Here is a 22,663-nt window from a genome sequence, read left to right as displayed (position 1 = left end):
AAGCCAAATAATCTTAGAATTGTCAAATTTTTTCTTTAAGGATTCCAATACAACCGTGCATCGCACAACATCGCCTAAACTTACAACCTTACCAATCTCAGGATCTAGCGTCTCTGAATACCCAAGTTTAATGATTAAAATTTTCAAAATTTTTACCAATTTCCCTTAAAAAGCTTTTTTCTAGCTCTAAGATATTTCTACTTCTATCTTTAATTTTCCTAGCTGGAATCCCTACATAAATCCCCCAAGGATCTGTCTCTCCGCTAATCATACTCATAGCACCAACAGCAACTCCTTCTGCAAGTTTAATTGCTGGCAACAATAAGGAACCAGAACCAATAATACAATGTTTCTTTACATCAATCTTACCTCGTCTAATATTAAAACGATATTTATCCGGAACAAATGGAGCAGACATAGATTCTCCAGAATAATCATCACTCTCAGTAATCAAGCAAACACGATTGCTTATGCTCACAAAAGAATCTATGAAAATTCCAGCACCTCCATACAAACCACAAAAAGAAGCAATATGCACAAAACTACCTATCTCTACATCTCCACTCAATATTGCATAGCTACCAATTTTCACATTGCTACCCAGTGATATCCTTTCTGGATTATCAATAGTTGTTCTTGTATCAATCAATACATTTTCCCCCAAATGTTTAAATCCCATATTCTCTAACTCACTACGCGGATAGAACATTAAGCACCTCCGCGCAATATACTAAATTTCTAGACGATACTTTTGGATATAATAGCTTGGCGGATAAATATACCCCCCCCCAGCCACAGAAACACTATTTTCTTCTGCATTTAAAAATGCAAATCCATTCTCCTTACTGACCAACCTTACAATACAATCCTCACATTTTACTAAAACAGCATTATTTTCTATTTTATAGATTTTTCCGTGTTCCATATTGACAATTTCTTTATCTATCAAAACTCTTTGTGCTTCAACAATATCCACAATATAATTATCTATAATTAACTTTGCGCAAGGATATGGGCTTGTGAAACTCTTAATTGTGTTGATAATCATATGAGAACTCATTCTCATATCCAACAACACATCGTGCATATTTCTTTTACGCCAATAATTTGCCTCCCCTTCTTGATTTCTTTTATTTTGGAAGGATAAAGGATTTTTTAAAAGCTCTGTTAGCCCCTCATACATAGCATCATCAACCTTTGCATTCATAGAATTAATATCATCTTTGTCATCAAATTTTAGCAGAACTTGTAAAAGGATTTTTCCCGTATCAATCCCCTCGTCAATCTCAAAAAAGCTTATCGCACTCTCTTTTAATCCTAAAACCTTACTCCAATGCAATGCGTGCCTGCCTCTATTTTGTGGAAGTTTTGTAGAGTGTATGCCAAATGTAATCACTTTTGGCAGTTTATAGATATGCGATTTGATAATTCTAGGCCACACAAAGACTAGCACATCAATCTCTAAGCTTCTTATCAACTCCTCCTCATCATTAATATTTTCTATCTCATAATACAAAACACCTATATTTTGCGCAAATGCTTTAATATCCGTAGAATTATTTGGCAGTAGCTCCTTTTTTAAAGAAATCATCGCCACTAACTCATTTTGCGATTCCATAATCGCCCTAGCCAATCTCTTCGCACACTCCATTGTTCCTAAAATCACAAATCTCATTATGCTATCCTTTTAAAAAATTCTATAATCGCCTCACACACAATATCCACTTCCTCAAAACTTCTACTAGGTCCGCTAGGCAAAATTAACTTATGTTTTTCAAAATAATCGCTATGAACAAAATCCCCTTTTATGTCCATATAAGAACAATTACTAAGAGGTTGAGATTCCAAAGCACACACAATATTCTTTGACAACAAATAATCTTTTAACCTCTCATTATGCTTAGTTAAAGCAACCACCCGCATAGGAATCTCACCATTTTCAATATCCGATTCTAAAAACTGCATATATCCACCAAGTGCGTCTTTATACCTCATATAAATCTCTTTAGCCCTTTGTATCTTACCCTCTATATTCTTTAGCTGATTAAGACCTATGCTTGCTTGTAAATCCGTAAATTTAAAATTAAACCCAAATTGATGGTATTGGCAAGTTTTTCTAACATCAAGCACCCCTTGGTTTCTTATCTTTTTCAATAATTCTGCATCTTCTTGAGTATGTGCAACTATAAAGCCTCCTCCACCAGTTGTTAAAAGTTTTGCCATTCCTAAAGAAAAACACCCAAACCTACCAAATGTCCCTAAATATTTCCCTTTATTAACGGAATCCAAAGAATATTTTGACGAAAAGGCTTGACAAGCATCCTCTACAACTTCCACATTATGCGCCCTAACAATCTCTAAAATCTTATCCATATTACAAGAGCAAGCATTCATATGCACAGGAACAAGAATTTTTGTTTTTTCTGTAATTTGCGATTCTATACTATTCTCATCTATAACATTTCTAACATTAACATCAACAGCCCTAACCTTAGCTCCAAACAATAAAGCCGCATTCGCAGTCGCCACAAATGTAACATTAGAAGTTAAAATCTCATCCCCCACCCTTAATCCACACGCATAATACGCCATAGCTAACGCAGCACTACCACTTGACGCACACACCACATAAGGAACATTTAAATATTGTGCCAGCTCTCTTTCAAACTGATGGGTTAATTCCCCCTGAGAGATGCTCTTGTTTCTCATAGCACTGCTAACTGCCATAACATCACTCTCATCTAAAACATTAACCCACCAATCAATCTTATTGTTCATAATCATCCTTTAAAGAAAAATTTGCAGGCAACAATTCTAGTATATTTCTACTTCTATCCACAATAGCCTTTTTTATCACCTCTTGCTCCTCTTTACCTAATGCAATATTCCACCAATTTACTAGCATTTACGCCCCCTTTTTGAAAGGGGCAATGCGATTAACAGCTAAATACGCCCCCCCCCCCCGCAGCTAAATTATGTTTTAATTCCATCGTTTCTTCCTTAGAATAAATTTGTAAATCTCTTTGCAAATACTTTTGCACCAAGCCCCGAATCAGCCCCTCGTATTCTTGCAAACTCACACCACCATCAACCCTTAACACCTGCCCTGTCATAAATCCAACACGCATTAAAAATTCTATCACCTCACACACATCTTCACTCTTTCCCATTCTCCCCAAAGGACAAATACTAGAATACAACTCTCTTAATTTTGTTTGCTCCTTGTAAAATAAAGCATTTTCAGGCTTAAGAGTTAAACTAGGAGCTACCACATTTACGCGAATATTTCTATTTCCTAGCTTCACTGCATAAAAACGCGCCATTTGCTCTAAAGCCGCCTTAGCAAAATGATACTCCACCCCTTGATTATTTGCAACCAACGCCCCACACACAGAGCTAACCAAAACAATACTTGCACCATTTTCTAAAAAACTTGAAACATTTTCCATTACATTCTTAAGCGTTTCTATTTCTACTGCTATCTCTCCGATAAAGGCATTTTCAGCCCCACCTCTATATTTTAAGAAAAAAACTAAATGGTGGATTTTTTCTACTTCTTTTAACCTTTTCTTAAATGCCTGCATAAAGGAATCCTGCTTACAAAAATCCACATTCACAAAATCCACAGCGAAGTTATAAGGATTACTCCTTGCAAACAAGCTTATAGCATACTCCCCACTCTCTAGCATTCTTTGTGTAAAAACACCACCTATCCCCTTACTTCCACCAAAAATCCATAAATTTTCCTTATTTTTCACAATCATCCTTTAAAGAAAAATTTGCAGGCAACAATTCTAGCATATTTCTACTTCTATCCTTAATGCGTTTAGCAGGAATCCCCGCATAAATCCCAAATTCCTCCAATCTCCCTTTAACCAAGCTTAAAGCCCCAACCGCAACACCCTTTTCTATCACAACACTAGGCAGCACTATAGAATTTGCTCCAATGATACAATGATTTTTAATCTCAACCCTATCACCCCCCCCCTTCACAAAAGCAGAATCCACCATACATCCCGTTAAATGCTCACCACTATAATCATCAGCACTTGAATACACCTTCACGCCGTGTGCAAAAGATACATAATCTCCAATAAAAATGCCAAACTTAGCTCCCAAAAAACAAAAAGGCGGAATATGCACAAAAGAGCCAATTACTAAAGGACCTGTCGCCACTAAAACACAAAAATCATCAATCCTTACATTATCACCTATAACAATATTTTCAGCCCCATAAACACTAGCTTTTTTGTGTATCCTAACATTATTGCCCACTCTCATACCCATTTCTTGCAATTCTACACTTGTAAAATAATCACTATTTAAATCCACTAATTTCCTTTCCCTTACAAGAAAGAAACTTAGCTTCTTAAATAGCCTTCACCTCCAAGGTAATAGCATATTCCCTGCCTTCATACCTTAGCACGCTAGTATATCTTGGACTAAAATCATTTGCCAAAATTCTTAAAACAAAATCCTCAATCTTAATATAACTCTTAGCATCAAGATATTTCACAGCATCTGTTTGCTTTCTTGTATATTTTGTAATAACTTTTTGCTCCTTAGGAAGAATCTTTTTCTTAAAAATATCCTCCCAACACTCTTTAAAAAACCCTATCGCTTCATTCATTAAAATCTCATGCAACTCCTTTCCCTTAATTCCAAACTCACACACAATCTCTTTAACAGCATAAATTCCCCCTTCATCAATATTTTCTGTCATCTCCAGCAAGCAAACACCTGCTAAAAACGCCCCCCCCCCCGCAGCCATACTACGATTTTCCATAATCGCCCAAGCTGCATTATCATTTCCTAAGCAATAAGGTGCATAGCTAGGATGGACATTAATCCTATGCGCAAAACACTCTAAAATCTCTGCGCATAAATAATGCGCAGACCAAGCATTCACGCACCAAGCAACTTTTCCTAAAGCCCTTAAAAGTTCTAAAACTTTTGCCACATCAAAGCAATATATAGGCACACTAAACCGCTCACATAACGCAAAAATCTCTTTATCATCATTTCCTGCAACAATCACAGCAACAACCTTATATTGCCTCTCTAAAAGAAAGCTTAAAATTTCATATCCAACTCTCTTAGAAGCAAAAACAACAACACTATCTTCCATAAAACTTCCTTATCTTATCAATCACATAATCCTGCTCTTGCTCTGTTAGCTTTTCGTGCGCAGGGATACACAAAATTCTCTCAACAATTCTTTTTGCGTTGCTAATATCGGCAGTTGTGTATTTTTGATAAGCAGGTTGCATCGGCATTAAAATAGGATGCTGGATTTTCGTCTCAATCCCATTTTGCTCTAAAAATTCCTTCAAGCCATCTCTAGCATCTGTTTGAATCGTGTAGCTATACCAACTATTGCTCTCTCCATTTTTCTCTAAAGGAATCTCCACCACATCCCTTAAAGCTTCGTGGTATTTATACGCAATAGCCTGTCGCTTTTTAATAATCCTTTCAAATGTTTTTAATCTCTCAAGCAAAATCGCAGCTTGCAAGGTATCCATTCTCCCATTCATACTAATTTCTACACAAGTTTCTTTATGAATCGTCCCATTGTATCTTAAAATCTTAATCTTTTCTTGGATTGCTTCTTTATCACAAAGGATAACCCCAGCCTCTCCTAAAGCCCCTAAAACCTTCATAGGATTTAAGCTAAAGCAAGCCACATCCCCAAAACTTCCCGCCAACACTCCATTACGCCTTGCTCCAATTGCTTGTGAAGCATCTTCAATCACTAACAAATTATGTTTTCTTGCAATTGCTAAAATTTCTTCAATCTCACAAACTCTTCCCGCATAATGCACAGGCAAAATCGCCTTCGTCTTAGAAGTGATGAGACTCTCCACACTCTTTGGATTAAGGTTTAAATCCTCATTAATATCCGCAAAAATTGGAATCGCACCCGTGCAAGCTATCGCATTTGCCGTTGCAATCCAACTTAGCGCAGTTGTAATCACTTCATCACCGCTACCAATCCCTAACGCCCTAAGCGCATAATAAAGCGAACCCGTCCCAGAACACACCCCAACAGCATATTCCCTTTGATGAAAGCTAGCAATCTCTTTTTCAAAAGATTCCAACTCCACCCCGTTAATAAAATAACCGCTATCAAACACCTTATTAATAGAATCTAGTAATTTGCCCCTCTCATCTTCGTTAATTCTTAAATCCATAAATCTTACAGCACGCATTTACGCCCCTTTTTTGAAAGGGGCAATGCTATTAACTACTAAATGCCCCCCCCCCCCGCAAGATCGTTACATTCATCCAAGACTCCTTAGTATTTTCATAAGTTTTAATCTCTAGCGTAGGAAGCTCCAGTGCATAGAACTTCCCGCCGTTTTCTAAAAATTGCATATGCTTTTTTGTAATGCTATCCATAAATCTCCAAGCCACGCTAATAACCTCTTTAACTTCATTAAACTCACCTTCTAACACCTTAGAATCATACACAAGCACACCAAGCGCAGGCGCATATGCTCCAATCTTTGCAGGATTATCATCAACAAAGCAGTCAATAATATCCGACAACCCTAAATGATACACCATCATAATCCCACCAACAGAAGCCCCATACACCACAAGCTTCCCTTGTCGCTTTTTAACTCCTAGCGCAAACTCCCTTACTCTCTCTCTAAATCCTAAAAGATTCGTGCTAAAACGCGCAAAAACATCTTGCTTAAAAAACTCTTTTTCTTTTTCTAGCAATTCTTGTAAATCCTTGCTTTTTTCTCTATTTGGATTCTTTGACACCCAAACTTGTATGCTCCCACCTTTACTTGCAATCTCTTTTGCGTGATACAAAGACAAGCCTCTTTTTTCTAAAAAGACACAAAGAGGAAGCAAAGATAAATAATTTAAATGCTCCGTATAAACCATATCTAAAAGATTCCGCTCTAAAACCGCCTTTGCATAAAAGCTCTCAAATACAAAACTTTCATTTTCCTCTAAAGCCTTACTAATCTCACCAAACAAACTTTCAAAATCTGTTGTATTTGCCACAATATGGCTAGCAAAGATTAAAGAATCTTCAAACTTTATAAGATTTTCAAGCCGCTTTGTTTTATAAAAACAAAGCGGCTTTGCAACATATCCTCTTAGACTCCCTCCCTTAGTCCAAATCTCCTCTGCATCAAAAAGTTCCAATCCACAACGCGTAAAAAATCTCCCCAAAGGCTTAACACTAAAATAACTAATATGTTCGTGATAGGTTGTATCAATCAAATGCTTTTGAATCACACTTGCTGCATAGCTTGTCTCAAACACAAACACCCCATCATCCTCTAACACTTCTTTAATCCCTTGCATTATATCTACTAATGCTGGAATGTTGGCGATTACATTGTTGGCGACCACTATTTTCACCTTCCCCCTTTCCCTAGCAATTTTTTGTGCCAATGTTAAAGAAAAAAACCCTTCTATCGTTTCAATCCCTTTTTCTTGCGCCTTTTTTACCGCAATCCTAGCAGGATCTACACCAAGCACACGCATTCCTGCTTCCCTAAAAGCCTCTAACATCGCTCCTTCATTACTTCCAATCTCTAAAACCAAAGCATTTTGTGGAATCCTAAATCGCTCTATTAGCTCCTTAGCACTTTGTCTAAAATGCTCTATTAAGCCCACAGAAGTTCCTGTTGTGTAAAGATACTCCTCTGTATAAATCTCTGCAGGCTCTACCACTTCACTGAGTTGCATTTGCCCACATTCCTTGCACAGCATAATCTCCACATTATGTAGCTCACTCTTTAACGCCTTCTCTCTATCGCGCCAAAACCTATCACCCACAGGATTTTTTGTAAGCTCTATCACCTTAACTAAATCCCCGCCCTCGCACAAACGGCATTTTTGTATTTTAATAATCTTATCCATTTTCTCTCCTAATATTTATAAGTCCTATCCCACAAATCACAACCTTGGCACAAGCTATAAGCATTTCTATTTCCGCTTAAATGCGCTTCCTTTACAGCTCTTGCCCTTTCTCCTTGCCAAATCTCTTGTATGCTAGAATCTCTAAAATCCCCTAACAAAAACTTACAACCATAATCCACTCCACACAGCCCAACTCTACCATCATAGTGCATTGCTAGCGAGCTAAAAGGAGAAATACAAGCATAACTGCTCAGTGCTTTTACCTTCTCTTGCTTTTCCTTTTCTAGCTGATTTCCCCAGCTATGCAAAGGCATTATGTAAGCTACATCCGTGGCTTGTAATTTTGATTTCCAAAAATCCAACCAAATTTGCGATTCCATCTTATTGAGTTCTTGTTCAATAAAACGCACTTTTATGCACACTTTAGGGAAATACGCATTTCTTAAGCTTATGAAGTTTAGGACATTATTATACACTAAATCTCTTTGTAATCCAACACGAATCTTTTCATACACTTCCTTAGAATAGCCATCTACGCTAAACATTATCTCATCAATTCCACTAGATAAAATCTCTTGCGCCTTTTTTAATGTCAGCAGTTGAGCATTTGTTACAATCACCACTTTTTGGATTCCAACTCTCTTTAAATCCGCAATTCTTTGCGCAATTTTTTTATCCAAAAGTGGCTCTCCATCTCTAGTAAGGGTAATTTTTTCTATCCAGCTACTATAAATGCCCCCCCCCCCGACCTCATTAACAAACTTTTGCCACAAAGCATCACTCATAATATTTTTCATACTTGCATTCCATTCATTAATCGTGCACATCACACATCTTGCATTACACGCATTAATGGTTTCAATCTCAAAATATTTTGGAAACAAAAAACACGATTCAAATGTCTTTATCCCAAGCCGTTTTGCAATATCTTCTTTTGTTTTTAGCATTATTTTCCTCCATTTAAAACATAAATTTGCCCCGTTGTTTGCATATTGTTTTGTAAAATTAACGCCACAACAAAGCTAGAAATCTCATCTAAACTCGCAAATCTCCCTAAAGGATACTTCGCTAAGGCTTGTTTATAGACTTCACTTCCTTTTCTTTGATTCCACACACTCAAAGGGAACTCAACAATCCCCGGCATCACACCATTAATACAAACTCCATCTTTTGCATAAAACCTAGCAGTGCTTTTGATATACGCATTTAAAGCTGCCTTTGAAGCGACATAACCACTAGCACCATAACCATCTAATGCAGAATCCGAAGAAATGTGTAAAATTTGCCCTTTTTTTGCCTTAGCATAAAGAGGCAGTAGATAAGAATTAATTTGCACAGCAATCCCTAAATTTAAGCGCACACTATCTATAAAGGATTCCAACTTAAGAGGTTGTGTATCATCACTTAGGCGTCCGCCAACATTATGCACACAGACAAAAGGCAATAGATGATGCGTTTGTAAAAAAGCTAAAAAGTCTTGCAAGGCGTTTGTATCCATTAAATCTAAGGGATAAATTTCTACATTCTCTTTTAGCTTTTCTTTTATGGATTGCAATTTTGTAGCATTTCTTGCAACAAGCATTACACAATAACCCTCTTTGTGTAATTCCTGTGCAATGGCTAGCCCAATCCCTGAGCTAGCACCCGTGATTAAAGCCCTAGGCTTAAGCGATTCCATCTTAAGCCACCTTTTGCTTACGCCATAAAGCAAGGGCTTGGGCAACTAAAGGATTATCCCCCCCCCCGCACAAGTAGTAGCAGTATTTCTCTCTCTTACTTCAATAAAAAGCAAACTATCGCTTAAAATCTCCATTTGATAACACACACCCTTAGCAATTTTTGCGATTTTACACTGCTTTTGACTCAGCACAATCTCTGTATTTGTGTCTAAATTTGTAAGCTTAAATGCTCCCTTTTCTAAGAGATAATAAGAATCTGTGTGTTCAAAAATCTGTTGGGGAATTGCCTTTTTATAAGGATGATAAATTAGCATTATATGCAAGGAATCCTGCGGACTATTATGCAAACAATAGCGCACACTCTCCTTACAAGAATCCCCAAATTTTAGCAAATCTTGCTCCATTTCCTTAGAGATTCCAAAGAATCCTTTTAGCGCGAAAAAACTAGGTGTTTTCGCATTAATTGCAGGAGTAAAATTTTCTAAATCAATTCCCTGTTCCACCCCCTTTTGTGTAGCATGAGATAAAGCCATCTAAAACCTCCCTCTCACACTCTTCTTGCGGAGCAAAGGGCGCATAGGCTTGAAAATCCCCCCCCCCCCCGCACAAAAGGACCAAGCGCAATTTCGTGAAACACCACAAGTTGCGTTAAAGGCAGTAGCAGTAAATACACATTCTTTTCAATCCTTACCATTCTATCCCCCTCATTTGAAAGCTCTCTATCAAAAAGCTTTTTCCCCACATCATCAATCCCTATCATACGCATAGCTCCTTCTACTATCTGATACGCCTTGCTTTTCTTAGGATTTTTATGCGGACGGATGTATTTCCCCTTAGGATGCACAATTAGCATATTATGCAAATCGCTATCACCATCCCTATGCAAGCAAATCCTAGCACTATCCCTAGTTTTTAAAGCCACATTTTTAATAAACTCTATATGCTCGCTATTAACACTTGCAAATTCTAATTTCTCTTTAAAATAATAAGTCGCACTCTTTGCATCTTGCATTTGTTCTAATTCCATAAAACTCCTTACATTTCTTAATAAACTTCTACCATAGCATTAAAATGGTATTTTGCCTGCACTTTATCTTTAATATGCCCATAAGGCATAATCACTTTTTTATCCCAAGCACTAGGTGGAATAATCCTAACGCCTAAATGCTCCTTGCCTATTTTCCTTACATCCTCATCTAAAAACGCTGCCAAACTCCCTTCTAAATACCCCGCTATAAATGTGCTATTAATCGCACTGCCAAAGACAGCCACCTTCTCTCCACTCTCTACAATCCTATCTAACACACTAAAATGCGCTTGGATTCTTTCCTTAGGATAAACAAAAGAACTGCTTTTGCCCAAACTTTTGCCATCCTTTTTAGCTAAAAGCGTAATCCCTCTATCTAACTGCACACTAGGGAACATCACGCAAAAGCCTAAAGGGCAAAGCAAATTGCGCAAAGAATCCCTGCTAAAATGATGGATATGGTCATAAGTAAAAATATCCCAAAGATTCTGCTCTATATCTGGCACTTGTACCATTAACACTCCATCATCATTTAATAACTCCCTCATCGCTAAAATCTCTTTTTTCACCTCACAAAAATGCTCCACACAATACACCGCGCTAATAAAATCAAACTTTTGCTTAATTGCATTTAAGCTTGTGTAAAACTCCTTGGCAACTTCCGCAAACAATGCACGATTATGGCTACTCACATCATAAGCATACGCACTAGATTTAGGAAAAAGGGCTAAAAAGCTCTGTAACATACCCCCCCCCCCCCGCACCATAGTCAAGCATTGTTAAGGACTCTCTTTTAGGGATAAACTCTAAAGAATTTTCAAGCAAACGATAAGAATTGCTCTTAGGCACATCACTATCAAACTTCACTTGCTCTTGGTTAGGTAATAAGGAATCTGTTTTATAATTTGCATAAATTTGGTTTAAAACTTCTTTTTTAGGAAACTTTTGCAAATGCCCACATTCCACGCACGCATACAAAGAGATTCCAAGTTTTAAAAGAAAATTATCCGAACTCACACTAAGAGGCTTTTGACTGACATACACTTCTTTTAAACTTCCTTGACACATTAAACATTCCATTGAGCACACTCCTTAAATAAATTAATAAACTCCACATTGGGATACTTCAAACGCAGTTTTTTATACATCTCATCTGTTGCCTCAGGATTTCTAAAAGCAAGCAAAATAGGCTTTTTAGCTTCATTTGGACTAATAATTGCTTTATCCAAAAATTTAAGATTCCACTTCTCCCTATCTTCATCCACTAAAAATAAGATTTTTTTAGGAAAATAATTTGCAATAAATGCCCCAAAACCATTCACACCAAAAACGCCATACATTCCTTCTAATCTCTCCACCCTATTTAAAATCTTAAGCACACCTTCTATTACACACATAAGAGAATAATGCCCCCCCCCAGCAGAAGCAGCAGTAACGCAAGATTCCACCTTACTCACCTTTTTGGCAATCACAGCAATTTCAATATCGGGAATCCCAGCAATCTCTTTTTCTACCACAAAACCACTTTGATTAAGCAGTCTTTCTAAACTCTCTTTTGTGTAATGCGCTGTGTGTTCGTAGATAAACACATCTGTCATTAAATGTTTAAAATCAGGAATCCTAATCACAAGCCTGCCATTTTCCCTTAAAAGCTTATGGATTTTACTAAGCGTTTCTAGTGGCGCAAATAAATGCTCCAACACCATATTTAAGCTAACAACATCAAATGTCTTGCTAATTTCCTTCCCTAAAATAAAAAACTCTTTTAAATTTGCACTTTTCATTAAGTCCTTTTGATTAATCGCACTCACATCCGCTCCATAAAGATTCCAACAAGGCTTAACACTAGCCATTAAACTCAAAAAATGCCCTCCACCACAACCATAATCTAGCAAATCCAACCCCTCTTTATACATTTCCTCTAAACTCTCAACAACCCTTAACCCTCTATCCCTCTCACCTCCTTCAACCACACTTTGCCCCTGTGTGAAAAATGTGTAGTTTTCTGCATACACAGCTTCCATTTTACCCATATAAGCTTGACTGATTTCCTTTTGCACCAAGCCACATTTTTCACACACTCCTATTTTAAAAGGATATAGCCCACTAGGATACCCACTAATATTACCAAAAAGTTCTTTTTCTGTTAACTGAACCGCCCCATCACACACCAAACACATTAAAAACTCCCTTACACCCAAGTATCGCAATTTTCACACACTGCAATACAACCTCTACCGCCTTGCAAATGCACTTGTCGCATTTTAAGCAAGGCTTTGGAATTTTGCCACACATCTTGCAAGGTTTGCGTTTTTAAATCGCCAAAAATCACACTCCTTCCCATATCCACACAGCACATTCCAACCCTTCCATCACTTAATATCACACTCGTATTCCATAGCGCATAACAAGGATAAGCATTACAATCAAAGGCTTCTTGCTTGTATTCCTTCATTCCAATAAAGTCCGACGCATTCTTAGAAATATTTGTATCAGTAAATTTAGTATTAAGTCGCTTAGAATACACCGCATCCCCCCTTTTACTATCTAGCACACCATTCCAAAATTCCTCCATACTCTCAACCTCATCTCTATTGCATAGCATTTCTGTAATTCTAATTCTAATCCTAGTCTTATAATCGCCTGCATTACGCAGTTTAATAAAGCGCAAAGTATTCTCTAACACCACATCAAACTTCAAATTTACTCTTATCTTTTCATAAATCTCTTTATTTAAACTATCTATGGAAATATCCACTTGAGTAACTCCACTCTCTAAAATCTCTTTTGCCCTTGTTGCATCAAGCAGCGAAGCATTAGTGGTAAAATAAATATTTTGGATTCCATTTGTGGATAATTTCTTAATCCTACTCTCTAATTTCTTATCCAAAAGTGCCTCACCACCCATAAAGATAGAAACACGCTCAATCACATTGGAATGATTGATTAACTCATTTGAAATCCTATGAAATAAATCATCATTCATATACTTATCTTCCCTATCCCATTCCTCAATAGCACACATTGCACATCTTGCATTACATCTATTAATCGTCTCAAGCTGGATATATCTAGGAAATTGCAAAAAATCATCTAATAATGCCCCCCCCCCCGCTACAGAATTAGACACCTTTTCTAAAATATAACTTTCATTTGCCTTCATCATCTATCCTTTTAAAATTAATATATTGCTGCCCTCTCCCCCAAGCCTTAGCAAACTCATTAAGAGAAGCAACACCTTTTGCTGTAATATTTCCCGTTTGTAAAAATGCAATCACTTCAAGCAAGGGAGCACTAAAAGCCTTCCCTAAATCCCGATTTTTCTCTAAAATCTCTTGCAACACCAAAATCACTTTTTGCATAATCTCTAGTGCGTTACCCCCTTGTTTTAACTTCACAATCAAAGCCCTAAATCTTTTCAAATCTTTTTCTAATCTTTGATTGCTAGAAATTTCTCGCGCATTATCCAACAAATCAATAGAGAGCAAACAATGCTGTTTAAGCCTAAACTGCTCTCTAATAGTTGTCGCATAAGAATATTCCATATCTTTATACCAACTTAAATTACTCACCAAAGCAGGAGAGATTCCAACCACTTCCACACACGCCCTTTTGCAAAATTCCGCAACACACTCTCCCATATCCAAAAACTCCGTATCCAAAGCAGGATTCAAAATTGCATCCTTCACCCAATCATCAATGGGACGCGATGCAAATTTCAAACTCTCTAAATGCGTAACAAATGCTTGAGATAGAATCTTAACTCTTTCTTCATAAGAAGCACATTCACAAATCAACAAATATCCAAGCATTCTACGCACATCTTCAAAAAAATACGAAAACACACACATTGATGTTACAACGATATACCCCCCCCCCGCCTTAGCTTTTTTAATAAGAGAGTCAATCACTGCTTCTTGCATCTTTCTATTATCAAGAGATGGCAAAAACCCCTCTGCAATGGTAAAATCATATTTCTTAGCAGAATCAAACTCCTCAATCATACAATCATAAATTGTGTATTGACTAGGATGAATATGATAAGACTCAAAAAGATTTACCATCGCTTCTCGCCCTGTTTTATTAGGCTCTACAATATCCACCCTAGCACCTGCTAATAAAAACGGAAGCGTGTTATACCCACTCCCAGCACCCACTTCTAAAATCTCTGCCCCCTTAAACAAAGCAGCATCAATTCCTAAGAGCTGATAAAGTCGCTCACGCCTTAAAATATGCTTTTTTAAATCACTAATATCTTGCGAAACAGGCGAAATTTTATGCGCCCCATAATATTTAACAAACCAATTCATCACAACCTCACACAAATCCTAAATGCTGAGCATCAGCATTTAAATACTCTAAAACCATTCTGTTTTTATCATCTGCTACGCAATGATGATTACAAACCTTGCAAGGATTCACTTTAAAAAAGGATTCTTTATTGCTTTGCCACCAATCCTTAAAGCGCATATTTGCGATACTTCCAAGCAGTGCTTCCTCTAAATTATACGCCTTATCTTGGCAAGGATAAAGATTTAAATCCGCCCCAATGACCATAAGCATTTGCGAGTAAGGACACCAATCATAATCCTTCTTAAAGCTTTGCAATTGATAATGATAAGAATCAAAAATCTCTAACTCCGCACCAAAATCCGCCTTCACCCTTGCAATCTGCTCTCTTACAGCATCATAAATCCCTTGATGATAAGCATTTGTCCCCTCACTATCATTGCTTACAATCGTAGGCGCAATCTTTAAACTATCCACGCCCACATCCCTTAAAATCTTAGCAAAAGGATAAATCGCCTGATAATTCTCCTGCCCTACGATATAACTCACGCCTAAATCGCACTTCCCGCCAATTTTCTTAAAAGATTCCATATTTTGAATAATCTTATCAAACTCTTTCGCACCCGTGCCACGAAACTTCTTGTAACTTGCATTATCATACCCATCCATACTCACGCGCACCCAAGTCCCGTGCCTTGCAAACAACTCCGCCACCTCCCCATTTAGCCTAGAACCATTTGTCAAAGTCGCAAAGGCAATATCCGTTTGCACCAAAAACCGCAGCGCATCTAGCATATATTTATACACCAAAGGCTCACCACCACCGCTAAAGGTAATCGCCTTCACCCCCATTTCCTTACAATCCTCTAAAATCTCAAGCATTTTCTCTTTTGGAATATAATCCCTCTCTACCATATCTTTACCAAGCTGCAAATGCGACACCTTATACGCACAATACCAGCAATCGTGGTTACAAACATTAGTAGGCTTGATACGAATATGAATAGGAGGCGTTATCTCCCTATCTCTAGGCAAAGAATCTAATTTATCCTTAAAATGAAACATCTTAAATTTTGTGTATAATAAACCCATTGCTATAACCATCCAATACAATTTTTACAAACATCCACACTTCCTCTACCGCTATCTAAATGCTTACGCATTATTGCCAGCTTATCAGCATTATGATTCCATATTTCTTTAATGGAATGATTGTTAAGATTTCCTAATTTTATTTTTCGACATTGATCAACATTACACAGCGCAACGCTTCCATCGCATTTTACCACCAAAGTATTCCATAAAATATAACACGGCACTTCATTAGTGTGATGATAGGGCAACTTTTCATCTAGCTCCATACCATTAATTTTTTGAATATTCTTTTGCGTTCCATAAACCACAGATAAATCATCAATCCGTATTCCATCGCCTAAAGACGCATTAAGCATCTTATTCCAAAATCCACAAACGCGTTCTAAATCATCATCTACCTGCTTTGTTTTGATAATACTTATCCTAATTTGCGTTTTTTTCTTTAATCCATCGCGTAGTTTGATAAATTGTAAAACATTCCCCAGCACATCTTCAAATTTAAGCGGTTTTCTAATCTGCTCATAAACCTGCTTATCTAACCCATCAATTGAAAAATTAATATGATCCACTCCACTCTCTAAAATCTCAACTGCCTTATCATAATCCATCAATGAACCATTTGTAGAAAAATTCACCTTTATTTCTTTACTCTTTAAATATTGAATCCTCTTGGATAAATTCTTATCCAACAAAGGCTCATTGCCAACAAACAAAGCCACCTTCATAACTTTATCCTTATTTGCGATAATCTCATCAGCAATTTTATAGAATAAATCATCCTCCATATAATCTGATTCCATCTTTTTGCGCCACTCATTAATCCCACACATCGTACATCTAGCTGTGCAATTATTTGTAGTTTCAATCTTAATATATCTAGGAAAATCAGCAAAATCATCTAATTTTGCCCCCCCACGCAGCTAAAACGCGACTCTCTACATATTTGAGATTTTTTTCATAAACACTTTCCATAAATACATCCTACTCAAAATAAATAAACTCATAATCCCCACGATACCCACACTCACGCATATACCATATCCACTCATCAGGACGAAAAAAGCTCTCACAAGTTAATGCCCAACACTGCAAATTAAACAACTCTTGACTATTGCGATAAGCCTCTACCATTATATATCCCTCTTTTCCCACGCGTTCAATCTCACTAAATGCAGTCTTTAAATGATACAAAGGCAGATTATGTAGCGTCCCAAGTGAAACCACTAAATCAAACTCCTTATCCCCAAAGGGCAGAGGATCTTTAGCATCATAAACAAAAAGATTCTCTCTAATCTCCTCTTTTGCATTACAAATTGCATATTGCGAAACATCAAAGCCCACAATCTCACATTTTGGAAGCAATTTTGACAACTCATAGAGTAAAAACGCCTTGCCACAACCCACATCTAAAATCTTCGCATTCTCTTTAAGCCCATAAATCTCTATAAGCTCTCTTGCAACTCTCTCCCATCTTCCATCATACCTATACCCCCCATAGCCATAACGCCTATCCCCATCCCAAAACTCCTGCCCATACTTCTTAGCCACTTCCATACATTCCACCTTAGAATCCACCATTCTATCAACGTATTTTCTAGCAGTCTTTTGGTGCAATTGCGTGAAAATCTCTATTTTTCTACCCATTATAAACCCTTTATAAAATTTAAAATTCCCTTAGCATTAATCCCATAATGCTCCCTTGCTTGCGCTTGTGTGCCGATAAAATGCACATACGCATTCTCTATTCCTAAAATCTCTATTTTCTTATCCACTTGACTTTGTAAATAAGTCCCTAAACCGCCATATTTAAAATGCTCCTCCACCACAATCACCCTATCAAAAGTTGGAATCCTTTTTAAAATTTCCCCGTTTTTAGAATTGATAAAAGGCACACTCATCACACTTGCATTAACCACACTTGCCACTTCTAAAACTTCAGCAGCAATCGCACTATGCGTGATGAACAAGACAGAATTGCCACCCTCTCTTAACATTTGCGGAGCGGTAATATCCACAATCTCTGCGGTATGCAAGTTAGGCTCCCCTGCTTTTGGAATCCTAATATAACTTGGATTTTTTGACGCATAGGCATAGGCAAAGCACGCCCTTGCTTCCACAGGATCACAAGGCGAGAAAATCTCTAAATTTGGCATTGTAAGCCCAAGCGCAATATCTTCAATTGCATAATGCGTCATTCCACTTGGCATATAAGTGATTCCACTTCCTGTTCCTGCTAAAATCACAGGGACATTTTGATAGCAAATATCATTTCTTACTTGCTCATAGGGGCGCATTAGCACAAAGGGGGCAATATTGTAATACACCACCTTTTTCCCACACAACGCCATTCCACTAGCCATTCCCACACACAAGGCTTCATTAATTCCGGGGTTAAAATACTGCTCCCTAAACTCCTCTTTATAAGAATCCCACACACCAAGTCCTGCATCCCCTGTGATTAAAACGAAGTCTTTGTTAGCCTTTGCCACTTCATAAATACATTGTGCAAGCGTGTTTCTCATTGCAATTCCCCTAAAGATTCCTTTAAAATTTCATCAGTAACCAAAAAATAATGCCATTTTAAAGAATTCTCCATAAAGCTAACCCCCTTACCCTTAGTCGTATCACACACTAAACAAAGCGGAATCCTACTTCCCTTGTGTGCTACAATTGCCTCAATCATTGCATTCTCATTATGCCCATCTACCCTTTGACACTCCCAGCCAAAGGCGCGCCATTTTTCATCAATCTTTTCATAGCTAACAAGCTCACTTGCCCTCCCATAACCCTGTAAATCATTCCTATCAATTAGTGCGATTAAATGCCCTAGCTCATACTTTGGCGCAAACATCGCCGCTTCCCACACAGAACCTTCTTGCACTTCCCCATCACCCATTAGCACACACACTTTTCTTTGCTCCCCTTTAGAGTTTTTTTGCCCCTTTAATGCTAATGCCATTCCTACACCAATAGGTAATCCGTGCCCTAAACTCCCTGCTGAAATCTCAACATAAGGGCTACTCTCTCTATCTGTGTGTGCTGGTAATGTGCTTTTGTAATATCCTAAAAGTTGCTCCTTACTTAATAATCCCTTATGAAACAATGTCGCATACAACGCCATTGCAGAATGTGCTTTTGAGAGCAGAAAAATATCGCGCTTTTGAAAATCTTCTTTTGAAATATGAAGCACATTAAAATACAACGCGCTAAAAATATCCACACAAGAGAGTGCCGAGCCAATATGCGGACTTCCTGCGCAATTTGCCATTTCTAAAATCGTTTTTCTAATTGTTTTTGCGCGCTCTGTCATCTTTTACTCCTACTCTTTTACTCCCACACAAAGGGCAAACAAATAATGTGCCATAGGATAAAATCCTGTATGCACCACTTCATCATTCATACTAAAAACAAAAACCTGATGAAAATATTTTTTACAAAACGCTTTAAAATCCTCACCACTTTTACAATTCACATGTTCTGCCTTACTTCCCTCGCTTGCATACACTTGACTCTCTAAACTAGGAATTCCCAAAATTAATACCCCCCCCCCCGCAGAAGGCTTCTTAAGTGCGCGTGTAACATTACGCATAAAAGCATCTTCATCTTTTGGGTGAATATGCTCAAACACATCTAAAGCATAAATCCCATCAAAAGTATTTTCACAAGGCTCCTGTGCTAAATCTAACACTCGTAATTCTATATTCTCAGCTCTCCCTAGCTCTTTGGCTTGATTGATAAACACAGGGTCATAATCTGTCGCAACAAGTGTTTTAACCCTCTCTGCCACAATCACAGAATAAAACGCATCTGCACAGCCTAGCTCTAGCACCTTATCCATCCCTGCAAACATTTTTGAGACAAACTTGTAACGCGCCGCAGTTAAAGCTAAACGAATAGGCTGGTGGAAATACGCATAAGAACTCATATAGCCCATTTTTGCAATTTTCCCTTCTTTGTATTCCTGCACACAATGATTAAAGTATTTTCCCTTTGTTTGCTCCATAAATTCTCCTAAATAAAATTAATATGTTTTACACTTGGATTTAAAATCCCATTTAAAAATTCATTAATCGCATTGGGACGACAATTTTTAGGACATTTAGCACAATCTAGCGTATGTTCTAAAAACTGCTTAATCTTCCCTCTCTTCTCTCCATTCCAAATTTCATAAAAGGTTTTTTCATAAATATTCCCATACACAAACTCCTCTCTATCCCAATAAGGCAGACAGCTTGCAATATCTCCAGCAGAGTTTAACACCGCTATAAAATTGCAGCCTAAACAATGCGTATAGCCCCTATCTTTACTAGAGTTTTCAAACGCATTCTCTCTAAAAACCACTTGAAAGCTCCCATCACTAAATCCATTAGAAGCCTCTGCTAGCTCCCTAATTTCGGACTCTTCTAAAGGCTTAGTATTGTGATATTTTTGATTTGCATTTTGAAGCACAAAAGGCTTTATAGAGACAAAATCCACTCCACATTCTTTTAAATGCTTAATTGCTTCTAATAAAGAATCCTTATTTTCTTGCAATAACACAAATTGCGCCCCTAAATCCACCTGAAGTTGATTTTTATTTCTAAATTCCACTGCATTTGCGATATTTTTTAGCACTTTATCCATTAAAAGCCCCCCCCCCCGACCACTATGTGGTAAATGAATCGCCTCATAACTTTGCGCATTCCCTCCATTAAAACTAAAGCGCAAAAATGTTAAATTAGGCAAAAGAGATTCCGCCTTTTTAGCATTGAGCAACTCTCCATTACTAAACATTCCTACATCAATCCCAACTTCCTTTGTCCTAGCAACAAACTCTGCAAGATTTGGGTGTAAAAGTGGCTCTCCCTCTCCTGCATATAAAATGCTTTTTACCCCTAAACTTGCCGCCTCATCTAAAAAGCTTAAATATCTCTCTTTTTCTAGCTTTCTATTAGGATAGTTAATGTAATCATACGCACAAAAAGTGCAGCGGTGGTTACATAGCCCAACAGGTGAAACCTCCATATAAATCGGGTAGCAATCCCCTCTCTCTTTAAACTCTGCCACTCTCTCAAAATGGTAGTGCAGCTTATGCGAATCTAGCTCAAAATCTTTCATAACACACCTATATAAAATTATTATGCAAATTTGGGTGCTTTAGCTCCCATAAATAGCGATTAACAAAATCCATTCTACAATTTATACGACATTTAGAAATATCAAGCTCTTGTTGGATAAAACGCGCATTTTCCTTGCGTCTATCCCCCTCCCAAATGGCTTGAAAACTCTGCGCGTTAATGTTGCCATAAGCGAAGTTTTTCTGCCCTAAATAGCAACTGCACCCATACACATCACCATTTGATGCAATGTATGCCCAAAAATAAGGCGTAGAATAACATTTTTGATAACCTTGCCCATTAATGCTTGCTTGCATAGTCTCTGCACGAAACACCACATTAAAACGCTCTGTACTCAAAGACTCTAACTGCTCTTTTAAGTAATAAAACTCCTTATAATCCACAGCTTCATATTCCCTAGTTTTGCTAAAGAGATGTTGGGAGTAAGGCTTAATCACCAAGTAATCCACGCCGATATTTTTTAAGCGTTGCGCTAGAATTAGGGCTTCTTTATAATTTTCTGGTAAGAGTAGCATTTGCGCCCCCAAAGTGCAAGCAAACTTTTTATCCTCCCTTATTGCTAAGGCAAGCTCTAGGTTTTTTAACACTTTGTTAAAGTCTGCCTCCTTTGTGCGATGAATCTTCGCATAGCTTGCGCTTTCCCCTGCATTAATGCTAACCTTAACCCAGCTTGCACACTCTAAAATTAAGGGCAAATTCTCCGCATTTGCTAAAACAAAGTTTGTTGTAATTGCAGCATCTATACCCGCTCTCTTAGTTGCCTCTACCATTAATGGCAACTCTTTGTGTAAGAATGGCTCTCCCTCTCCTGCAAACATCACGCTTTTAACGCCAAGCCTAGCCATTTCTTGGATTCTTTCTTTATAGATGCTTAAATCAATCTTAATGCTCTTATACCCCATATAATCCACACCACAAAATGTGCAGCGGTGGTTACACCCCCCATAAGGAGAGACCTCCACATAAATAGGGTAAATGCGCTTTTCTTGTTCCCATTTTCCATAGGACTCTAGCCATTGCGTTACTCTTTGTGGATGGAACATAAGCTTATGCGAATCAATACGAAAAACATCAGCCATTTAAATTCCTAGCCCAAAATCCCCATTTTCAAGTGCTTTTTGCTCTGCTTGTGTGAGGCTTCTTAAGCTTTTAATCTCTACTGAAGTGTGCCCAAACTCTTGAAAACGATTTGTCTTAACCTTAATATCACAAGGGTTACAATGCCCAAACACATAACAAGGGCGAAAAACATCTTGAATCTGAAACCCCTTATCCACAATATTCCCTACTGGTGTGCGTGATTCATACAAATCTGAATGGCAGCGATACACCGCCCCATTAGGACCTACAATAAGCTCTGTGGTTTTACACTCACAATATTGATTGCCCTTTTGTGTGATTGCATCTAAATATTTATAAGTCCCATACCACTGCTTGCCATCAAAGCCTAGATATTCTTTAACCCTAAAATCAATTCTCTCTTGCTCACAGAGTTTTTGAACTGCTTGAATATGCTCTAAATTCTTAGGTGTAGCCACTGCATAAATCCCTACATAAAAGCCCGCATC

26 protein-coding genes and 1 pseudogene are annotated in these 22,663 nt (G+C 37.7%); all 27 read right to left on the bottom strand.

The annotated features are described in order from the left end of the window. Nucleotides 1-127: 127 nt before the first annotated feature. On the bottom strand, nucleotides 128-709 hold the full coding sequence (locus tag MRZ19_RS01705) for an acyltransferase (protein WP_291029710.1): 582 nt from the start codon (nucleotides 707-709) through the stop codon (nucleotides 128-130). A gap of 21 nt (nucleotides 710-730) precedes the next feature. Next, entirely contained in the window at nucleotides 731-1,675 is a 945-nt protein-coding gene (locus MRZ19_RS01700) for a formyltransferase family protein (protein WP_291029708.1), read from the bottom strand. Next, nucleotides 1,675-2,778, bottom strand: coding sequence for a DegT/DnrJ/EryC1/StrS aminotransferase family protein (locus MRZ19_RS01695; protein WP_291029706.1), 1,104 nt, complete (start codon nucleotides 2,776-2,778; stop codon nucleotides 1,675-1,677). The genes MRZ19_RS01700 and MRZ19_RS01695 overlap by 1 nt, the downstream gene beginning before the upstream one ends. Continuing rightward, nucleotides 2,768-2,905 (bottom strand): hypothetical protein, encoded by a 138-nt coding sequence (locus MRZ19_RS01690; protein WP_291029704.1) that lies wholly within the window; start codon nucleotides 2,903-2,905, stop codon nucleotides 2,768-2,770. Before MRZ19_RS01690 ends, MRZ19_RS01695 begins: the two co-directional genes overlap by 11 nt. Nucleotides 2,906-2,936: 31 nt before the next feature. Continuing rightward, nucleotides 2,937-3,758 carry an SDR family oxidoreductase gene (locus tag MRZ19_RS01685; protein ID WP_291029702.1) on the bottom strand — a complete coding sequence of 274 codons (822 nt, stop codon included), beginning with the start codon at nucleotides 3,756-3,758 and terminating at the stop codon, nucleotides 2,937-2,939. Further along, entirely contained in the window at nucleotides 3,748-4,332 is a 585-nt protein-coding gene (locus MRZ19_RS01680) for an acyltransferase (RefSeq protein WP_291029700.1), read from the bottom strand. The genes MRZ19_RS01685 and MRZ19_RS01680 overlap by 11 nt, the downstream gene beginning before the upstream one ends. 37 nt (nucleotides 4,333-4,369) lie before the next feature. Then, nucleotides 4,370-5,128, bottom strand: coding sequence for a hypothetical protein (locus tag MRZ19_RS01675; RefSeq protein WP_291029698.1), 759 nt, complete (start codon nucleotides 5,126-5,128; stop codon nucleotides 4,370-4,372). Next, entirely contained in the window at nucleotides 5,118-6,209 is a 1,092-nt protein-coding gene (locus MRZ19_RS01670) for a DegT/DnrJ/EryC1/StrS aminotransferase family protein (RefSeq protein WP_291029696.1), read from the bottom strand. The genes MRZ19_RS01675 and MRZ19_RS01670 overlap by 11 nt, the downstream gene beginning before the upstream one ends. 31 nt (nucleotides 6,210-6,240) lie before the next feature. After that, complete coding sequence (locus tag MRZ19_RS01665) at nucleotides 6,241-7,887, bottom strand: class I SAM-dependent methyltransferase (protein ID WP_291029694.1); 1,647 nt, start codon at nucleotides 7,885-7,887, stop codon at nucleotides 6,241-6,243. An 8-nt stretch (nucleotides 7,888-7,895) separates the two neighbouring features. Next, nucleotides 7,896-8,834, bottom strand: coding sequence for a radical SAM protein (locus MRZ19_RS01660; protein WP_291029693.1), 939 nt, complete (start codon nucleotides 8,832-8,834; stop codon nucleotides 7,896-7,898). After that, a complete protein-coding gene (locus MRZ19_RS01655; RefSeq protein WP_291029691.1) occupies nucleotides 8,834-9,565 on the bottom strand; it encodes an SDR family oxidoreductase in 732 nt (243 codons plus the stop codon). Before MRZ19_RS01655 ends, MRZ19_RS01660 begins: the two co-directional genes overlap by 1 nt. Before the next feature lie 45 nt (nucleotides 9,566-9,610). Then, entirely contained in the window at nucleotides 9,611-10,099 is a 489-nt protein-coding gene (locus MRZ19_RS01650; RefSeq protein WP_291029689.1) for a hypothetical protein, read from the bottom strand. Between the two features lie 14 nt (nucleotides 10,100-10,113). Then, nucleotides 10,114-10,593 (bottom strand): WbuC family cupin fold metalloprotein, encoded by a 480-nt coding sequence (locus MRZ19_RS01645; RefSeq protein WP_291029687.1) that lies wholly within the window; start codon nucleotides 10,591-10,593, stop codon nucleotides 10,114-10,116. Between the two features lie 17 nt (nucleotides 10,594-10,610). Further along, the gene (locus MRZ19_RS01640; RefSeq protein WP_291029685.1) at nucleotides 10,611-11,339 is read right to left on the bottom strand and encodes a methyltransferase domain-containing protein; all 729 of its coding nucleotides are present in this window, start codon (nucleotides 11,337-11,339) and stop codon (nucleotides 10,611-10,613) included. Further along, entirely contained in the window at nucleotides 11,308-11,673 is a 366-nt protein-coding gene (locus MRZ19_RS01635; RefSeq protein WP_291029683.1) for a hypothetical protein, read from the bottom strand. The genes MRZ19_RS01640 and MRZ19_RS01635 overlap by 32 nt, the downstream gene beginning before the upstream one ends. After that, nucleotides 11,661-12,773 (bottom strand): class I SAM-dependent methyltransferase, encoded by a 1,113-nt coding sequence (locus MRZ19_RS01630; protein ID WP_291029681.1) that lies wholly within the window; start codon nucleotides 12,771-12,773, stop codon nucleotides 11,661-11,663. The genes MRZ19_RS01635 and MRZ19_RS01630 overlap by 13 nt, the downstream gene beginning before the upstream one ends. Nucleotides 12,774-12,784: 11 nt before the next feature. After that, nucleotides 12,785-13,759: a radical SAM protein gene (locus tag MRZ19_RS01625; protein WP_291029679.1), complete on the bottom strand. Its 975-nt coding sequence runs from the start codon at nucleotides 13,757-13,759 to the stop codon at nucleotides 12,785-12,787. Continuing rightward, nucleotides 13,743-14,903 carry a bifunctional 2-polyprenyl-6-hydroxyphenol methylase/3-demethylubiquinol 3-O-methyltransferase UbiG gene (locus MRZ19_RS01620; RefSeq protein WP_291029714.1) on the bottom strand — a complete coding sequence of 387 codons (1,161 nt, stop codon included), beginning with the start codon at nucleotides 14,901-14,903 and terminating at the stop codon, nucleotides 13,743-13,745. The genes MRZ19_RS01625 and MRZ19_RS01620 overlap by 17 nt, the downstream gene beginning before the upstream one ends. A gap of 7 nt (nucleotides 14,904-14,910) precedes the next feature. Then, entirely contained in the window at nucleotides 14,911-15,975 is a 1,065-nt protein-coding gene (locus tag MRZ19_RS01615; RefSeq protein WP_291029677.1) for a radical SAM protein, read from the bottom strand. Nucleotides 15,976-15,977: 2 nt separating this feature from the next. After that, on the bottom strand, nucleotides 15,978-16,844 hold the full coding sequence (locus tag MRZ19_RS01610; protein WP_291029712.1) for a radical SAM/SPASM domain-containing protein: 867 nt from the start codon (nucleotides 16,842-16,844) through the stop codon (nucleotides 15,978-15,980). Nucleotides 16,845-16,959: 115 nt separating this feature from the next. Beyond that, entirely contained in the window at nucleotides 16,960-17,622 is a 663-nt protein-coding gene (locus tag MRZ19_RS01605) for a class I SAM-dependent methyltransferase (RefSeq protein ID WP_291029675.1), read from the bottom strand. Continuing rightward, complete coding sequence (locus MRZ19_RS01600) at nucleotides 17,622-18,500, bottom strand: transketolase (protein WP_291029673.1); 879 nt, start codon at nucleotides 18,498-18,500, stop codon at nucleotides 17,622-17,624. The genes MRZ19_RS01605 and MRZ19_RS01600 overlap by 1 nt, the downstream gene beginning before the upstream one ends. Continuing rightward, nucleotides 18,497-19,288, bottom strand: a complete 792-nt coding sequence (locus MRZ19_RS01595; RefSeq protein ID WP_291029671.1) for a transketolase — start codon at nucleotides 19,286-19,288, stop codon at nucleotides 18,497-18,499. The genes MRZ19_RS01600 and MRZ19_RS01595 overlap by 4 nt, the downstream gene beginning before the upstream one ends. A 9-nt stretch (nucleotides 19,289-19,297) precedes the next feature. After that, nucleotides 19,298-19,981, bottom strand: coding sequence for a class I SAM-dependent methyltransferase (locus tag MRZ19_RS01590; RefSeq protein WP_291029669.1), 684 nt, complete (start codon nucleotides 19,979-19,981; stop codon nucleotides 19,298-19,300). An 8-nt stretch (nucleotides 19,982-19,989) separates the two neighbouring features. Beyond that, on the bottom strand, nucleotides 19,990-21,075 hold the full coding sequence (locus MRZ19_RS01585) for a radical SAM protein (protein WP_291029667.1): 1,086 nt from the start codon (nucleotides 21,073-21,075) through the stop codon (nucleotides 19,990-19,992). A gap of 7 nt (nucleotides 21,076-21,082) precedes the next feature. Next, nucleotides 21,083-22,174: a radical SAM protein gene (locus tag MRZ19_RS01580; protein WP_291029665.1), complete on the bottom strand. Its 1,092-nt coding sequence runs from the start codon at nucleotides 22,172-22,174 to the stop codon at nucleotides 21,083-21,085. Continuing rightward, nucleotides 22,175-22,663 (bottom strand): annotated as a pseudogene (locus MRZ19_RS01575) (radical SAM protein); the annotation flags it as partial.

This window comes from Helicobacter sp. (assembly GCF_022770205.1).
Lineage (GTDB): Bacteria > Campylobacterota > Campylobacteria > Campylobacterales > Helicobacteraceae > Helicobacter_D.
Note: the sequence above shows the minus strand (reverse complement) of the source record. Positions and strands in the feature narration are given on the sequence as shown.

Bases quoted from the DNA above. Each gene is read 5' to 3' on its own strand.
- MRZ19_RS01650 (WP_291029689.1), bottom strand. From the start codon at position 10,099: ATGGCTTTATCTCATGCTACACAAAAGGGGGTGGAACAGGGAATTGAT.
- MRZ19_RS01705 (WP_291029710.1), bottom strand. From the start codon at position 709: ATGTTCTATCCGCGTAGTGAGTTAGAGAATATGGGATTTAAACATTTG.
- MRZ19_RS01690 (WP_291029704.1), bottom strand. From the start codon at position 2,905: ATGCTAGTAAATTGGTGGAATATTGCATTAGGTAAAGAGGAGCAAGAG.
- MRZ19_RS01595 (WP_291029671.1), bottom strand. From the start codon at position 19,288: ATGACAGAGCGCGCAAAAACAATTAGAAAAACGATTTTAGAAATGGCA.
- MRZ19_RS01615 (WP_291029677.1), bottom strand. From the start codon at position 15,975: ATGGGTTTATTATACACAAAATTTAAGATGTTTCATTTTAAGGATAAA.
- MRZ19_RS01700 (WP_291029708.1), bottom strand. From the start codon at position 1,675: ATGAGATTTGTGATTTTAGGAACAATGGAGTGTGCGAAGAGATTGGCT.
- MRZ19_RS01605 (WP_291029675.1), bottom strand. From the start codon at position 17,622: ATGGGTAGAAAAATAGAGATTTTCACGCAATTGCACCAAAAGACTGCT.
- MRZ19_RS01585 (WP_291029667.1), bottom strand. From the start codon at position 21,075: ATGAAAGATTTTGAGCTAGATTCGCATAAGCTGCACTACCATTTTGAG.
- MRZ19_RS01600 (WP_291029673.1), bottom strand. From the start codon at position 18,500: ATGAGAAACACGCTTGCACAATGTATTTATGAAGTGGCAAAGGCTAAC.
- MRZ19_RS01635 (WP_291029683.1), bottom strand. From the start codon at position 11,673: ATGGAATGTTTAATGTGTCAAGGAAGTTTAAAAGAAGTGTATGTCAGT.
- MRZ19_RS01670 (WP_291029696.1), bottom strand. From the start codon at position 6,209: ATGCGTGCTGTAAGATTTATGGATTTAAGAATTAACGAAGATGAGAGG.
- MRZ19_RS01620 (WP_291029714.1), bottom strand. From the start codon at position 14,903: ATGAATTGGTTTGTTAAATATTATGGGGCGCATAAAATTTCGCCTGTT.
- MRZ19_RS01695 (WP_291029706.1), bottom strand. From the start codon at position 2,778: ATGAACAATAAGATTGATTGGTGGGTTAATGTTTTAGATGAGAGTGAT.
- MRZ19_RS01675 (WP_291029698.1), bottom strand. From the start codon at position 5,128: ATGGAAGATAGTGTTGTTGTTTTTGCTTCTAAGAGAGTTGGATATGAA.
- MRZ19_RS01580 (WP_291029665.1), bottom strand. From the start codon at position 22,174: ATGGCTGATGTTTTTCGTATTGATTCGCATAAGCTTATGTTCCATCCA.
- MRZ19_RS01645 (WP_291029687.1), bottom strand. From the start codon at position 10,593: ATGGAATTAGAACAAATGCAAGATGCAAAGAGTGCGACTTATTATTTT.
- MRZ19_RS01590 (WP_291029669.1), bottom strand. From the start codon at position 19,981: ATGGAGCAAACAAAGGGAAAATACTTTAATCATTGTGTGCAGGAATAC.
- MRZ19_RS01660 (WP_291029693.1), bottom strand. From the start codon at position 8,834: ATGCTAAAAACAAAAGAAGATATTGCAAAACGGCTTGGGATAAAGACA.
- MRZ19_RS01630 (WP_291029681.1), bottom strand. From the start codon at position 12,773: ATGTGTTTGGTGTGTGATGGGGCGGTTCAGTTAACAGAAAAAGAACTT.
- MRZ19_RS01625 (WP_291029679.1), bottom strand. From the start codon at position 13,759: ATGATGAAGGCAAATGAAAGTTATATTTTAGAAAAGGTGTCTAATTCT.
- MRZ19_RS01640 (WP_291029685.1), bottom strand. From the start codon at position 11,339: ATGTTACAGAGCTTTTTAGCCCTTTTTCCTAAATCTAGTGCGTATGCT.
- MRZ19_RS01655 (WP_291029691.1), bottom strand. From the start codon at position 9,565: ATGGAATCGCTTAAGCCTAGGGCTTTAATCACGGGTGCTAGCTCAGGG.
- MRZ19_RS01665 (WP_291029694.1), bottom strand. From the start codon at position 7,887: ATGGATAAGATTATTAAAATACAAAAATGCCGTTTGTGCGAGGGCGGG.